Genomic DNA, 13516 nt, shown 5'->3' with positions numbered 1-13516 from the left:
CGCCCTATACCCATTTTCTAAGACAAGGTGCACTTACGCCTATGAAGCCTTCTATCGTCGCTAAACTGGAAGCTCTGCACGAGCGCCATGAAGAAGTCCAGGCGCTGCTCGGCGATGCCGGGACCATTGCGGACCAGGAGCGTTTTCGCGCGCTCTCACGTGAATACGCGCAGTTAAGTGATGTTTCTAAATGCTTTACCGACTGGCGACAGGTTCAGGAAGATATCGAAACCGCGCAGATGATGCTCGACGATCCTGAAATGCGCGAGATGGCGCAGGAAGAGTTGCAGGATGCGAAAGCGCGTTCTGAGGAGATGGAGCAGCAGCTTCAGGTGCTTCTGCTGCCAAAAGATCCGGACGACGAACGTAACGCGTTCGTGGAAGTCCGCGCCGGGACCGGCGGTGACGAAGCGGCACTGTTTGCCGGGGATCTGTTCCGCATGTACAGCCGCTACGCCGAGTCACGTCGCTGGCGCGTGGAGATCATGAGCGCCAACGAAGGCGAACACGGTGGCTACAAAGAGGTTATCGCCAAGATCAGCGGCGACGGCGTATACGGTCGTCTCAAGTTTGAATCCGGCGGTCACCGCGTGCAGCGCGTTCCGGCCACCGAATCTCAGGGCCGTATCCACACCTCCGCCTGTACGGTGGCGGTGATGCCGGAGCTGCCGGAAGCGGAGCTGCCGGACATCAACCCGGCGGACCTGCGTATTGATACCTTCCGCTCCTCCGGGGCGGGTGGTCAGCACGTTAACACCACCGACTCCGCCATCCGTATTACCCACCTTCCAACCGGTATCGTGGTGGAGTGTCAGGACGAACGTTCCCAGCATAAAAACAAGGCCAAAGCGCTGTCCGTGCTGGGTGCGCGCATCCACGCGGCCGAAATGGCGAAACGCCAGCAGGCGGAAGCGTCAACGCGTCGTAACCTGCTGGGGAGCGGCGATCGCAGCGACCGTAACCGTACCTACAACTTCCCGCAGGGGCGCGTGACCGACCACCGCATCAACCTGACGCTGTATCGTCTGGATGAAGTGATGGAAGGCAAGCTGGATATGCTGATTGAGCCTATCGTGCAGGAATACCAGGCCGACCAGCTGGCGGCACTGTCCGAGCAGGAATAATGGATTTTCAGCGCTGGTTACGTGAGGCTGCCGGTGAGCTTTCCGAAAGCGAAAGCCCGAAACGCGATGCCGAAATTTTACTTGAGCATGTGACGGGCAAAGCCCGCACGTACCTGCTGGCCTTCGGTGAAACCGAACTGACCGCTGAGCAGGAAGCACGGCTCGCCACGCTGCTTGCCCGCCGTAAGCACGGCGAGCCGGTGGCGCACCTTGTCGGTGAGCGCGAGTTCTGGTCGTTACCGCTTTACGTCTCGGCGGCGACGCTGATCCCGCGTCCCGACACCGAATGTCTGGTCGAGCAGGCGCTGGCGCGTTTACCGGCGGCGGCCTGCCGCATTCTCGATCTCGGCACAGGCACCGGGGCCATCGCGCTGGCGCTCGCCAGTGAAAGACCCGACTGCGCTGTGACGGCGGTAGATGTGATGCCCGACGCGGTGGCGTTGGCGCAGCGCAACGTGGAACGTCTTGGCCTGACCAACGTAACGGTGCTGCAAAGCAGCTGGTTTAGCGCGCTGGAGAACCAGACGTTCGGCATCATTGTCAGTAACCCACCCTATATTGACGAGCATGATCCGCACCTTGCGCAGGGTGATGTGCGCTTCGAACCCCTGACGGCGCTGGTCGCCGCCAGGGAAGGTTTAGCCGACCTCGATCACATCGTGACAATGTCACGACAACATTTACTTTCCGGCGGCTGGCTTCTCGTGGAGCATGGCTGGACGCAGGGAGAAAGCGTGCGGGCATTGTTTACCCAGGCGGGCTACGCCGACGTCAAAACCTGCCGGGACTATGGCGGCAACGAACGCCTGACGCTGGGGCAGTGGCTATGAGTGCAGGCTATCTGCCATTTACTGATAAAGGCGTAAGGCTGACTGAAAGGCGGTTTGGCGTTATCATCTACATCGTTTTGAGTTTTATCTCGTCCGGGCGTCGCTGTGCGCTCGGTCGTTACTGGGGTAAGTCATGAGGTCCTTAGCCGATTTCGAATTTAATAAAGTGCCGCTTTGCGATGGCATGATCCTGATTTCTGAGATGATTCGCGACGATTTTACGTCGCAGTTTGTCTACGATGAGCTGGAGAATCTGGTCAGCCTGGCGCGTGAAGAGATTAATCAGGCGCGCCCGCAAGACTGGCAATTAGAGAAGCTGCTTGAGCTTTTCTACGGCGAATGGGGTTTCTGCGACACGCGGGGCGTGTATCGCCTGTCTGACGCATTATGGCTGGACCAGGTCTTAAAAAATCGTCAGGGCAGCGCCGTTGCGCTGGGCTCTATTTTACTGTGGGTCGCACACCGCCTGGATATTCCGCTGGTGCCGGTCATTTTCCCGACGCAGATGATCCTGCGTGCGGAGTGGCTGGACGGCGAGATGTGGCTCATTAATCCCTTCAACGGCGACACGCTGGATGAACATACGCTGGACGTGTGGCTGAAAGGCAACATCAGCCCGGTGGCTGAGCTCTTCAACGAAGATCTCGACGAGGCGGATAACGCAGAAGTGATCCGCAAGCTGCTCGATACGCTGAAGTCAGCGTTAATGGAAGAGCGTCAGATGGAGCTGGCCCTGCGCGCCAGCGAAGTGCTGCTGCAGTTTAATCCGGAAGACCCGTACGAAATTCGCGACCGCGGGCTGATCTATGCCCAGCTCGACTGTGAGCACGTGGCGCTAAACGATCTGAGCTATTTCGTTGAGCAGTGTCCGGAAGACCCCATTAGCGAAATGATTCGTGCGCAGATCAACGCGATCTCGCACAAGCAAATTACACTGCATTAATCTTAATTCCGATTCACACCTGAATAAGGCGATCCTATGAAACAAAAAGTGGTTAGCATTGGTGATATCAAGGTAGCAAACGACCTGCCTTTCGTGCTGTTTGGCGGCATGAACGTGCTGGAATCCCGCGACCTCGCCATGCGTATCTGCGAGCACTACGTGACCGTGACCCAGAAGCTGGGCATCCCGTACGTGTTTAAAGCCTCTTTTGACAAAGCCAACCGCTCCTCCATCAACTCTTACCGTGGCCCGGGCCTGGAAGAGGGGATGAAGATTTTCCAGGAGCTGAAGCAGACCTTTGGCGTGAAAGTGATCACTGACGTGCATGAAGCCTCTCAGGCGCAGCCGGTGGCAGACGTGGTTGACGTGATTCAGCTCCCGGCATTCCTGGCTCGCCAGACCGACCTGGTTGCCGCGATGGCGAAAACCGGTGCCGTGATCAACGTGAAAAAACCACAGTTCGTGAGCCCGGGTCAGATGGGCAACATCGTCGATAAGTTTATCGAAGGCGGTAACGATCAGGTGATCCTGTGCGACCGTGGCGCTAACTTCGGTTACGACAACCTGGTGGTGGACATGCTGGGCTTCAGCGTGATGAAAAATGTCTCCGGACAGTCTCCGGTGATTTTCGACGTGACCCACGCGCTGCAGTGCCGCGACCCGTTTGGCGCCGCGTCCGGTGGCCGTCGTGCTCAGGTGACCGAACTGGCGCGTGCCGGTATGGCAACCGGTCTGGCGGGTCTGTTCATTGAATCGCACCCGGATCCGGATAACGCAAAATGCGACGGCCCATCCGCGCTGCCGCTGGATAAGCTGGAGCCGTTCCTGAAACAGATTAAAGCGATTGACGATCTGGTGAAGAGCTTCGACGAGCTGGATACCAGCAAATAATAAAAAACCCGCTTCGGCGGGTTTTTTTATGGGGCATATTGCCGGGTGGCGCTTTGCTTACCCGGCCTACAAAACCCGTAGGCCCTGCAAGCGAAGCGCCGCTGGGCAAAAAGGCTACGCAAAAATTGTCATCAAGTAAGCCGCAAACAGCGCCATATGCGCTGCCCCGTTAAGCACGTTGGTGCGCCCGGTTGAGAACGAAATCTGGCACAGCAGCAACGAGGCTACCATCACAATCATCTCCGGCGCGCCCAGCGCAAACTGCAACTCGTTACCGGTCATAAAGGCAATCAGCGTCACCACCGGCACGGTGAGTGAAATGGTCGCCAGCACGGAGCCGAAGAACAGGTTCATTGCGCGCTGTACCTGATTGTTTAAGACGGCTTTCAGCGCGCCCAGCCCTTCAGGAGACAGGATCAGCAGCGCCACCAGGAAGCCGGTAAAGGCTACCGGCGCGTTCAGCTCGGTTAACAGCGTTTCCAGCGGGTTGGCGTTCATCTTGGTGACGGCAATCACCGCAATCAGATGCACGATCAGCCAAACCGTATGCCACGCGCTGCTGTGGGCCGACGGCTTACCGTGGTGCGGGTCATCGTCGTCGCTGTCGTCTTCATGCTCATACACAAACAGGCTCTGGTGCGTTTTGGTCTGAATCAACAGGAACACGCCGTACATGGCTGCGGAAATCAGCGCGACCAGCAGCGCCTGACCGGTGGAGAAGTTTGCACCCGGCAGCGCCATCGGGAAGACCAGCACGATAATCGCCAGCGGGAAGAGGGCAATCAGATACTGTTTAATGCCGAACAGGTTCATATACTGGGTCGCGAATTTACGCCCGCCCAGCAGCAGAGAGAAGCCCACCAGGCCGCCCGTCACAATCATGATGATCGAGTAAAGGGTGTCGCGCATCAGCGTCGGCGCGGCATCGCCGGTCGCCATGAGCGCGGAAATCAGGCTGACTTCGAGAATAACGACGGAAAGGCTGAGAATTAACGATCCGTAGGGCTCGCCCAGACGGTGGGCCAGTACGTCCGCATGGCGAACGACGCTAAAGGCGCTGGTTAAAATACCGACCAGGGCAAGAATATTGATACCAACCACCACTGGCAGTGACTGACTGCTTCCCCAGAAGAGCAGCACAGCCAGTGCCAGAACCGGGAAAATGAGAGACGTCTCCTTGTGGCGGGTCTTTACCGCCTCGTGTGTTGCTGTCATGTGCTTCTCCATCAATGCAGGTGCTTGTAATTATAGATAGATTTTTGAGGGCATTAAATTAACAGATCTCTGTTAAACACCCTTAATTTTTTACTTAATTTTACCCTTTGTCATAAATTTAATGCCTGACTCCTGTAATTGACGGTTTTTACATAATATTTATTAAATAACAATTAATTAAAGATAATGTGAATCCATAAATTAAGACCGGGTGGCACGCTGGCATATCGTCGTCCACACTTATCTCTTTAAGCAAAAGAGAGGTGAGTGATGCCATATAAAACGAAACGCGAATTACCCGATAACGTGCAAAACGTGCTGCCCGCTCACGCGCAGGATATCTACAAAGAGGCGTTTAACAGTGCCTGGGATCAGTACAAAGATAAGGAGGATCGCCGGGATGATGCCAGTCGTGAAGAGACGGCACACAAAGTCGCCTGGGCCGCCGTAAAACATGAATATGAAAAAGGAGACGACGATAAATGGCACAAAAAGAAATAGCCGTGAAATAATTCGCTGCCTTCATTTTGACTTTTCAGGCGGTTGAACTGCCGTTGTATTGCAACTGGTCCGCTAATTGCTTATCGTTATTTAACTGCTGGCAAAATGACCAGCACATAATGCCGGGAAGGCGAATTACAGATGTCGCAAGGAAGCATGCAGTGGCGGAGGTGGAAAGTGTTAACGCGTGATTTCTTAATGAAGGCAGATTGTAAGACGGCATTTGGTGCTATTGAGGAATCGCTTCTCTGGTCAGCGGAACAACGTGCGGCGTCACTTGCTGCCACGCTTGCTTGCCGCCCGGATGATGGCCCGGTATGGATTTTTGGCTACGGTTCACTGATGTGGAACCCGGCTCTGGAATTTGTCGAATCGGCAACGGGAACGCTGCCTGGCTGGCACCGCGCATTTTGCCTGCGTCTGACGGCCGGACGCGGCAGCGCGTGCCAGCCAGGACGTATGCTTGCACTGAAAGAGGGCGGGCGCACCACGGGCGTGGCGTATCGCCTCCCGGATGCCACCCTGGAAGAGGAGCTTACGCTGCTCTGGAAGCGTGAGATGATCACCGGCTGCTATATGCCGAGCTGGTGTAAGCTGGAGCTGGACGACGGACGCACCGTCAATGCGCTGGTGTTTATCATGGACCCGCGCCATCCGCTGTATGAAGCGGACACCCGCACGCAGGTCATCGCCCCGTTGATTGCTGCCGCCAGCGGACCGCTGGGAACTAACGCGCAGTATCTCTTCTCCCTCGATCAGGAGTTGACCCGCCTCGGCATGCAGGACGAGTGTCTGAATGAGCTGGTGGCGAAGGTGAAGGCGCTGCTGGAAGGGAACCCGCTCAACGGCACGCTGCGACCGGGTTTTGCCTGAAAATACGCCCGGATTGCCGGGCGTTTGACGTTATGCTGCTACGTAACTGACAGAATGCTCCAGTGACTGGCTGTGGCTGTCGATCAGCACATCCCACGTGCCGGTATATGGCACGGTAAGCCAGGCCTTATCGTCCTGCACGGTCAGAATATCCGCCTGGGATTGTTTTTGTGCTTTCGCACTCATGAGATGAATACGACAGCGCTCTGAGCAACGCACCACAACCGTATCCCCGCCAAACAGCTTCAAACTTGTTTTTACCAGTGCCATTTTTTACCCCGTAGTCCTAAACAACGCTCTCCCTGCTGCCATATCCGAGCGTGATGTTGTTCACAATTCACTCATGGCATAACACCAAAGGGGAGGGTGTGGGATGCTGATTTTGATCAAAAAATGGCATAACGATTAAACAAAAATGACAAAATTCCTCAAAATTTCCGCTGGCGCGCGTTTTACCCGCTAAACGCGCGCCGCGAGAAAATTAAATGCGGAAATGGCCGGCGGTTTCAGCAAGGTCGCCCGCCTGGCTCTGCAGGGCGCCCGCAGCGGCGGCGGATTGCACCACCAGCTCGGCGTTCTGCTGGACCATGCGGTCGAGATGGGTCACCGCGTGGTTGATCTCGTGAATACCCTTCATCTGCTCGCTGGTGGCGATGGAGATTTCGCGCATGATGCCGGAGACGCTACCGATGCTGGAGCGGATCTCGTCCATGCTTTCCCCGGCCAGATGCACGTAGCGGGAGCCGGTGGCCACGCTGTCGGTGGTGGAATCGATCAGCGATTTGATCTCTTTCGCCGCCTGGGCGCTACGGCTCGCCAGGTTACGCACTTCGCCTGCTACCACGGCAAACCCGCGCCCCTGCTCCCCGGCACGGGCCGCCTCGACGGAGGCGTTCAGCGCCAGAATGTTGGTCTGGAACGCGATACCGTCAATCACGCTGGTGATGTCGCCAATTTTAGCCGACGCGACTTCGATGGACTGCATGGTACTGATCGCCTGGGATACCACTTCGCCGCCGCGCGCAGCGGCCGCAGAGGCCTTGCTCGCCTGGTCGTTCGCTTCTGCCGCCGACTCGTTCGACTGAGTCACGGAGGCGGTGATCTGCTCCACGGCGCTGGCCGTCTCGCGCAGGCTGGATGCCGCCTGCTCGGTACGTCCGGAGAGATCCTGGTTACCCGCCGCAATCTCCTGGGCGGCGTTTTTCACCGACTCGCTGGCATCGCGGAGCTGCACCATCACCACCGACAGCTTATCGCTGAAGGCATTAAAGGCCTGGGCAATCTGCGCCACCTCGTCCTCGCCGCTGTCCGGCAGACGCTGCGACAGATCGTTAGTCCCGTTGGCAATGTTGTGCATCGCGTCGCGAATGTCAGACAGGCGCTTCAGCAGACGGGCAATCAGGAGGTGAACAATGGCCGCGCTCAGCAGCGCCAGGATCACCAGCGAAATCGCCGATGCCTTAAGCAGGGAACGCATACCGGAGGTGGCGTCACCGTTGTCGAGGGCGACGACCAGCAGCCAGTTTGTGCCCGGCACGGCTGTCGCCACGAAGGTTTTTTCGACGTCGTTAAGCGTACCGTCGACAAGGTTACCGCTTTTCAGCGCAGCAAAATCGATGCCTTTGATGGTCTCAGCAAACGGTTTAAGCGTCAGCGCCGGATCGTTAGCCGCTATCACGCTGCCGTCACTGTTCAGAAGCAAGCCGCTGCTGGACGGAGTTGGATGGATCCCGCGCACGTTCGCCACCACGCTGTCCATGGCCACATCGCCCGCCACCACCGCTTTCAGGGCGCCATTCTCTTTCACCGGCACGGCGAAAGTCACCACCAGTTTACCGGTACCCGCATCAACGTAAGGCGCGGTGACGACCGGGCCGTCCGTGCTGACCACCTGCTGATACCAGGGGCGAATGGTCGGGTCATAATCCGCCGGGACACCCGCGGGCTCAGAGAATTTCGCCGTTTTGCTGGCGTAGCCGACATAAACGTTGGTGAATCCACCCGCCTGCGCAAGCTGTTTAAACACCGGAACCGGATCGTCACTCAGCGCAACGGTCTGGGCAGAGGCAATCACCGTCATCTTGCTTTTGACCCAGTCGGCAATCGCCATGTTATGGCTGGCGCTGGTGCTGGTCAGGATATCGCGCTGTGACTGCTGGTTATCCTGGCGTGTGACCTGGAAGTTAATAACGGTATTGAGGAGAAGGGCGACGACCAGACAGCCTGCCGTCGCCGCGATGATGCGTGCACGAATCGATCTGAACATAAGTGAAATACCTGCTGTGTTGTTTCCATGCCTATCGGCAACCCCGCAGGTAAACTTGATGCTGAAACCGCGTCCATAAGAAAATAATATTTTTACGGGTTTATTATTAAAAAGTTAATACTTTATCCGCGGACAGCGTCCACTCGGCCAGCTCAACCAGCGTACCAATTTCTACGCCATCAATCAGCGGCAGCCCGGTGATACCGCGCCCGTCGGTGCAGGTTTTGCACAGCTTCACCGGCACGTTTTGCGCGGTCAGGATCTCCAGCATCTGCTGAATGTTATAGCCCTCGGCCGGTTTTTGTCCCTTCAGCCCGGCGGTGACCGCGTCCGACATTAAAAAGAGGCGTAACGCGAGGTCACTCTCTTTTTCGCGCAGCGCAATGGCCAGGCGCAGGCTGTTAAAAAGCGATTCACTCCCGTAGGCCGCACCGTTGGCGACGATCACAATCTTCTGCATGTTGACTCCTGTTCTTATAAAGGCACGAATATTGCTTAATTTCCCGGAGTTTCGCTGTCCGGGAGAGTAAGCATGATATTAATGGCAGGCATTTCGCCAGGCGCTGCCGAATGGCTCACGCGCGCAAAGATGATGCGCCAGGAGCAGTTCAGCAAGCTGGCACAGCTGGGTGTGCTTGTGCACGGCATTAGCCAACTGGTGCACATGTTACAGTGCGAGCGCGGGGCGTCCAACGTCTGGCTCTGCTCACAGGGCAAGCTGTACGCCCCCGAATGCAAAGCCAGCCGGGCGCTGGTGGATGAAAACCTCGCTGCCCTTTACGGCATTCTTGAAACACAGTCGCCGATCCCAGGAAGTGCCGTCTGTGAACGCATCGGCGGCGCGCTCCTGAGCCTGGATACACTTCCCGCGCTGCGTGACGGTGTGATTCAGCAGACTGTAACGGCACCCCAGGCGATGGAACACTACTCCCGCATGCTTCGCCATCTGCTCAGTATCGTGCCGCAGCTTAATGACAGCATTGACGATCCGCAAATCGCAGGACGTTTTGTCGCGCTTTATAGCCTGATGCAGGGAAAAGAGCTGGCAGGACAGGAGCGGGCGCTGGGGGCGATTGGCTTCACGCAGGGTTTTTTCGATGATGTGACTCGTCAGAGGCTGGTTGACCGCATTGACGGGCAGCAGGCCTGCTTTGAGATCTTTCTCTCACACAGCTCCACTGACGTTCAGACCACCTTTTCAATGCACTGTCAGCCCGATCGTGAAACGGAGCAACTCCGGCGCGTGGCCTGTACCCGCCAGCCTGCCGCCGATAACGGCCTTACCGCACTGGCCTGGTTTGCTCTGCAAACCGCGCGCCTTGAGCATCTGCGCACGCTGGAGGAGACGATCATCGCCGATCTGATGGTCGCGGTGGACGAATGCATTCACCGTGACGATGAGTACGCGCTCCCCGGCGATGAACAGGATGATCCGCCGATCCGCTATCCGGAAAAACCGTTGCTTACCCTGGTTCGCCAGCAGGCGCGCGAGATAGAGCAGCTCTCACGTCAGCTTGCGTCGCTGCGCGATACGCTTGAAGAGCGCAAAATCATTGATAAAGCGAAGAGCGTGCTGATGACCCACCAGAATATGAGTGAGGAACAGGCCTGGACGGCGCTGCGCAAAATGGCGATGGACAAGAACCAAAGGATGGTGGATATCGCCCGCGCGCTGCTCATGGTGAAGAATGTATGGCAGGTAACACCAAAGGAGTAGCTGCACGGTCAGTGGGCATTTTATGCCTGTTTGCGGTGCGTAAAGGCGAGGGAAGAACGGTAAGCACCGCAAGAAACAGTGTGTTAAAACCTGGCATTCACTTTGCATTATCAGATTAACCATTTTTGACGATGCGCCAACGGCGGTGCATCCGTCTTCGGGATAAAGGCGTCCACTGGTGCTTCGGCACCGTGGGCGCTTTTTTTTGGTTTTTTTTCAGGAGTGGTCATGGCGGATTTGTCGAGACGGCGTTTTTTGCAGGCCAGCATGCTGGCGAGTGGTGCAATTCTGTTGCCGGGTGTCATGCAGGCCGCATGGGCGGCAGGCTCGGATAAACCGGAGCAGGAAACAGTGCGCATCGGGTTTATCCCGCTGACCGACTGTGCCCCGGTGGTTATCGCTGCGCTGAAAGGGTTTGATAAAAAATACGGTATTACCATCCTGCCCACCAAAGAGGCGAGTTGGGCGGCGGTGCGCGACAAGCTGGTGGCGGGCGAACTCGATGCCGCGCACATTCTTTACGGCCTGCTGTACGGACTGGAGCTAGGCATCGCTGGCAAGCCACAGCAGATGGCTAACCTGATGACCCTCAACCAGAACGGCCAGGCGATTACGCTCTCCAGCGATTTGGCAGAGAAGGGCGTTCGTGACCTTGACGGGCTGAAAAAGCTGATTGGGCAGCAGGCGCCTGGCACCTATACCTTCGCGCACACCTTCCCGACCGGGACGCACGCCATGTGGCTCTACTACTGGCTGGCCAGCGCGGGCATTCACCCCTTTGACGACGTGCGTACGGTGGTGGTGCCGCCGCCGCAGATGGTGATGAACATGCGCATTGGCAACATGGTCGGCTTTTGCGTCGGCGAGCCGTGGAACGCGCGTGCCATCAACGACCGCATCGGTTTTACCGCCGCCACGTCGCAGTCTATCTGGGCCGACCATCCGGAAAAAATCCTCGGGACGCGTCGCGACTGGGTGGAGAAAAATCCGCACACCGCCCGGGCGCTGGTGAGCGCAGTGCTGGAGGCGGCGCGCTGGATTGAGGCCTCCCCGGAAAACAAACGCGAAACCGCGCAGATCCTCTCCCGCCGGGCGTGGCTCAACTGCAAAGAGCAGTATCTCACCGGACGCATGCTCGGCGAGTACGACAACGGCCTGGGCCAGCGCTGGCAGGACGCGCACCCGATCCGCTTCTTCAACGAGGGGGCCGTCAGCTACCCGTATCACTCCGACGGCATGTGGTTCTTAACCCAGTTCCGCCGCTGGGGCTTGCTCAAAGCCGCCCCGGACTATACGGGCATCGCACAGCGCATTAACCAGACGGCGGTCTGGCAGGATGCAGCCACGGCGGTGGGGGGCATTACCACACCGACTTCACCACTACGCAGCAGCACATTGATGGACGGCACCGTCTGGAACGGTACCGACCCGGAAGGATACGCCAGCCGTTTCGCCATTCACCGTAAAGGGGCCTGATTATGCAGCATCTGCAAAAGACAAAATCACACGAGACGCCGGAGAGTGGAGAGGTGATTCTCCTGCCTCCGGTGCAGGTTCGCCGCCGTACGCCGACGTTTGTGCGTCGTATTAACGCGATCCTTCAGCGCATCATTCCGGCTTTTCTGGGGCTGGGACTGCTGGTGGTGCTCTGGCAGCTGGCGGCGATTAACAGCAAAGGTTTCCCGACGCCGCTCAGCACGCTCGATTCCGCTATTACCCTGTTTGCCGATCCGTTTTATCGCGACGGGCCAAACGACATGGGCATCGGCTGGAACGTGCTCGCCTCATTACAGCGCGTGGCGGTGGGGTTTGGCCTGGCCGCGTTCGCCGGGATCCCGCTTGGTTTCCTGATTGGCCGCTTCACCTTTTTTTCGCGCATGTTCGGCCCGCTGATCGCGCTGTTACGCCCGGTTAGCCCGCTGGCCTGGCTGCCCATCGGCCTGCTGCTGTTCCAGAAAGCGGAGCCCGCGTCGAGCTGGACCATTTTTATCTGCTCCATCTGGCCGATGGTGATCAACACCGCCGAAGGCGTGCGGTGTATTCCGCAGGACTACCTTAACGTCGCCCGGGTGCTGCAGCTTTCAGAGTGGACCATCATGCGCCGCATTCTCTTCCCGGCGGTGCTGCCCGCGGTGCTGACCGGGGTGCGCCTCTCTATTGGCATCGCCTGGCTGGTGATTGTCGCCGCCGAGATGCTGACCGGCGGTTTAGGGATCGGTTTCTGGATCTGGAACGAGTGGAACAATCTCAACGTCGAAAACATTCTCATCGCCATCGTCATCATTGGCGTGGTCGGGCTGCTGCTGGAGCAGGGGCTGATGCTGATCGCCCGTCGCTTTAGCTGGCAGGAAAAATAAGGAGCGAACATGAAACCATTAATCCAGGTCCAGGCCGTGAGCCAGCGTTTTTCCACCGCCAGCGGCGAATTTCTGGCGCTGCAGAACGTCTCCTTTGATATCCATGAGAGCGAAACCGTCAGCCTGATTGGGCACTCCGGCTGCGGTAAATCGACGCTGCTTAACCTTATCGCTGGGATCACGCTGCCGACGGAAGGCGGGCTGATTTGCGACAACCGCGAAATTGCCGGGCCGGGTCCGGAGCGCGCGGTGGTATTCCAGAACCATTCGCTGCTACCGTGGCTCACCTGCTTCGACAACGTGGCCCTGGCGGTAGATCACGTGTTTCGCCACAGCATGAGCAAGGCGGAGCGCCGGGAGTGGATTGAGCACAACCTCGACCGCGTGCAGATGGGGCACGCCCTGCACAAGCGCCCGGGGGAGATCTCCGGCGGCATGAAGCAGCGCGTCGGGATTGCCCGCGCGCTGGCGATGAAGCCGAAAGTCCTGCTGATGGATGAACCCTTCGGCGCGCTGGATGCGCTGACGCGCGCCCATCTGCAGGACTCGGTGATGCAGATCCAGCAGGCGCTGAACACCACAATCGTGCTGATTACCCACGACGTGGACGAGGCGGTGCTGCTCTCCGATCGCGTGCTGATGATGACCAACGGCCCGGCGGCGACCGTCGGGGAGATCCTGCACGTTGACCTGCCGCGCCCGCGTAACCGGGTGCAGCTGGCTGACGACAGCCGCTATCACCACATGCGTCAGCAGATCCTGCATTTCCTCTATGAAAAGCAGCCGAAAGCGGCGTAGC

Annotated in this window: 14 protein-coding genes and 1 pseudogene; 11 read left to right on the top strand and 4 right to left on the bottom strand. The window is 57.9% G+C overall.

The window, feature by feature from the left end; genetic code table 11:
* Window positions 1-41 precede the first annotated feature (41 nt).
* From prfA to kdsA, 5 genes and pseudogenes are all read left to right on the top strand, one after another.
* Window positions 42-1124: a peptide chain release factor 1 gene (gene prfA / locus ACMGGU_RS11455; protein WP_021240360.1), complete on the top strand. Its 1083-nt coding sequence runs from the start codon at window positions 42-44 to the stop codon at window positions 1122-1124.
* On the top strand, window positions 1124-1954 hold the full coding sequence (prmC, locus tag ACMGGU_RS11450) for a peptide chain release factor N(5)-glutamine methyltransferase (RefSeq protein ID WP_395299367.1): 831 nt from the start codon (window positions 1124-1126) through the stop codon (window positions 1952-1954). The genes prfA and prmC overlap by 1 nt, the downstream gene beginning before the upstream one ends.
* Window positions 1936-2058: pseudogene (locus ACMGGU_RS11445) on the top strand (siroheme synthase); the annotation flags it as partial. The gene prmC and the pseudogene ACMGGU_RS11445, both read left to right, overlap by 19 nt.
* Before the next feature lie 29 nt (window positions 2059-2087).
* On the top strand, window positions 2088-2897 hold the full coding sequence (gene sirB1 / locus ACMGGU_RS11440) for an invasion regulator SirB1 (protein WP_024907069.1): 810 nt from the start codon (window positions 2088-2090) through the stop codon (window positions 2895-2897).
* A gap of 36 nt (window positions 2898-2933) precedes the next feature.
* Entirely contained in the window at window positions 2934-3788 is an 855-nt protein-coding gene (kdsA, locus tag ACMGGU_RS11435; protein ID WP_395299366.1) for a 3-deoxy-8-phosphooctulonate synthase, read from the top strand.
* Between the two features lie 114 nt (window positions 3789-3902).
* On the opposite strand, the gene chaA is transcribed toward kdsA, so the two are convergent.
* On the bottom strand, window positions 3903-5003 hold the full coding sequence (gene chaA / locus ACMGGU_RS11430; RefSeq protein WP_045908987.1) for a sodium-potassium/proton antiporter ChaA: 1101 nt from the start codon (window positions 5001-5003) through the stop codon (window positions 3903-3905).
* A gap of 270 nt (window positions 5004-5273) precedes the next feature.
* Between chaA and chaB the strand changes: the two genes are divergently transcribed.
* Both chaB and ACMGGU_RS11420 read left to right on the top strand, forming a co-directional pair.
* Window positions 5274-5504 (top strand): putative cation transport regulator ChaB, encoded by a 231-nt coding sequence (gene chaB, locus ACMGGU_RS11425; protein WP_045908986.1) that lies wholly within the window; start codon window positions 5274-5276, stop codon window positions 5502-5504.
* Between the two features lie 177 nt (window positions 5505-5681).
* Window positions 5682-6377: a gamma-glutamylcyclotransferase gene (locus ACMGGU_RS11420; protein ID WP_048223647.1), complete on the top strand. Its 696-nt coding sequence runs from the start codon at window positions 5682-5684 to the stop codon at window positions 6375-6377.
* Between the two features lie 30 nt (window positions 6378-6407).
* Here the strand turns inward: ACMGGU_RS11420 and ACMGGU_RS11415 are convergent, their stop codons facing one another.
* The 3 genes from ACMGGU_RS11415 to ACMGGU_RS11405 form a co-directional block, all read right to left on the bottom strand.
* Window positions 6408-6647 carry a DUF1883 domain-containing protein gene (locus tag ACMGGU_RS11415; protein WP_013096243.1) on the bottom strand — a complete coding sequence of 80 codons (240 nt, stop codon included), beginning with the start codon at window positions 6645-6647 and terminating at the stop codon, window positions 6408-6410.
* A gap of 211 nt (window positions 6648-6858) precedes the next feature.
* Complete coding sequence (locus ACMGGU_RS11410; protein ID WP_008499521.1) at window positions 6859-8643, bottom strand: methyl-accepting chemotaxis protein; 1785 nt, start codon at window positions 8641-8643, stop codon at window positions 6859-6861.
* Between the two features lie 106 nt (window positions 8644-8749).
* Window positions 8750-9103, bottom strand: a complete 354-nt coding sequence (locus ACMGGU_RS11405) for a DsrE/DsrF/TusD sulfur relay family protein (protein WP_008499522.1) — start codon at window positions 9101-9103, stop codon at window positions 8750-8752.
* A gap of 72 nt (window positions 9104-9175) precedes the next feature.
* Here ACMGGU_RS11405 and nasR point away from each other — a divergent pair, with 72 nt between their 5' ends.
* The 4 genes from nasR (at window position 9176) to ACMGGU_RS11385 (ending at window position 13515) form a co-directional block, all read left to right on the top strand.
* On the top strand, window positions 9176-10360 hold the full coding sequence (nasR, locus tag ACMGGU_RS11400) for a nitrate regulatory protein NasR (protein WP_045908983.1): 1185 nt from the start codon (window positions 9176-9178) through the stop codon (window positions 10358-10360).
* Window positions 10361-10588: 228 nt separating this feature from the next.
* Window positions 10589-11836: a CmpA/NrtA family ABC transporter substrate-binding protein gene (locus tag ACMGGU_RS11395; RefSeq protein WP_045908982.1), complete on the top strand. Its 1248-nt coding sequence runs from the start codon at window positions 10589-10591 to the stop codon at window positions 11834-11836.
* 2 nt (window positions 11837-11838) lie between these two features.
* Window positions 11839-12717, top strand: coding sequence for a nitrate ABC transporter permease (ntrB, locus tag ACMGGU_RS11390; RefSeq protein WP_045908981.1), 879 nt, complete (start codon window positions 11839-11841; stop codon window positions 12715-12717).
* Window positions 12718-12726: 9 nt separating this feature from the next.
* The gene (locus tag ACMGGU_RS11385) at window positions 12727-13515 is read left to right on the top strand and encodes an ABC transporter ATP-binding protein (protein ID WP_252077017.1); all 789 of its coding nucleotides are present in this window, start codon (window positions 12727-12729) and stop codon (window positions 13513-13515) included.
* Window position 13516 lies beyond the last annotated feature (1 nt).

Source organism: Enterobacter sp. BNK-8 (genome assembly GCF_048685095.1).
In the GTDB taxonomy this organism is placed as follows: Bacteria; Pseudomonadota; Gammaproteobacteria; order Enterobacterales; family Enterobacteriaceae; genus Enterobacter; species Enterobacter quasiroggenkampii.
The sequence above is the reverse complement of the archived record's forward strand: the minus strand, read 5'-3'. Positions and strand labels throughout refer to the sequence as shown.

What these genes read in the sequence shown, in the direction of transcription:
- prfA (WP_021240360.1), top strand. Translation starts at nt 42, where the DNA reads ATGAAGCCTTCTATCGTCGCTAAACTGGAAGCTCTGCACGAGCGCCAT.
- chaA (WP_045908987.1), bottom strand. Translation starts at nt 5,003, where the DNA reads ATGACAGCAACACACGAGGCGGTAAAGACCCGCCACAAGGAGACGTCT.
- ACMGGU_RS11405 (WP_008499522.1), bottom strand. Translation starts at nt 9,103, where the DNA reads ATGCAGAAGATTGTGATCGTCGCCAACGGTGCGGCCTACGGGAGTGAA.
- nasR (WP_045908983.1), top strand. Translation starts at nt 9,176, where the DNA reads ATGATATTAATGGCAGGCATTTCGCCAGGCGCTGCCGAATGGCTCACG.
- sirB1 (WP_024907069.1), top strand. Translation starts at nt 2,088, where the DNA reads ATGAGGTCCTTAGCCGATTTCGAATTTAATAAAGTGCCGCTTTGCGAT.
- chaB (WP_045908986.1), top strand. Translation starts at nt 5,274, where the DNA reads ATGCCATATAAAACGAAACGCGAATTACCCGATAACGTGCAAAACGTG.
- ACMGGU_RS11415 (WP_013096243.1), bottom strand. Translation starts at nt 6,647, where the DNA reads ATGGCACTGGTAAAAACAAGTTTGAAGCTGTTTGGCGGGGATACGGTT.
- kdsA (WP_395299366.1), top strand. Translation starts at nt 2,934, where the DNA reads ATGAAACAAAAAGTGGTTAGCATTGGTGATATCAAGGTAGCAAACGAC.
- ACMGGU_RS11395 (WP_045908982.1), top strand. Translation starts at nt 10,589, where the DNA reads ATGGCGGATTTGTCGAGACGGCGTTTTTTGCAGGCCAGCATGCTGGCG.
- ACMGGU_RS11385 (WP_252077017.1), top strand. Translation starts at nt 12,727, where the DNA reads ATGAAACCATTAATCCAGGTCCAGGCCGTGAGCCAGCGTTTTTCCACC.
- ACMGGU_RS11410 (WP_008499521.1), bottom strand. Translation starts at nt 8,643, where the DNA reads ATGTTCAGATCGATTCGTGCACGCATCATCGCGGCGACGGCAGGCTGT.
- prmC (WP_395299367.1), top strand. Translation starts at nt 1,124, where the DNA reads ATGGATTTTCAGCGCTGGTTACGTGAGGCTGCCGGTGAGCTTTCCGAA.
- ntrB (WP_045908981.1), top strand. Translation starts at nt 11,839, where the DNA reads ATGCAGCATCTGCAAAAGACAAAATCACACGAGACGCCGGAGAGTGGA.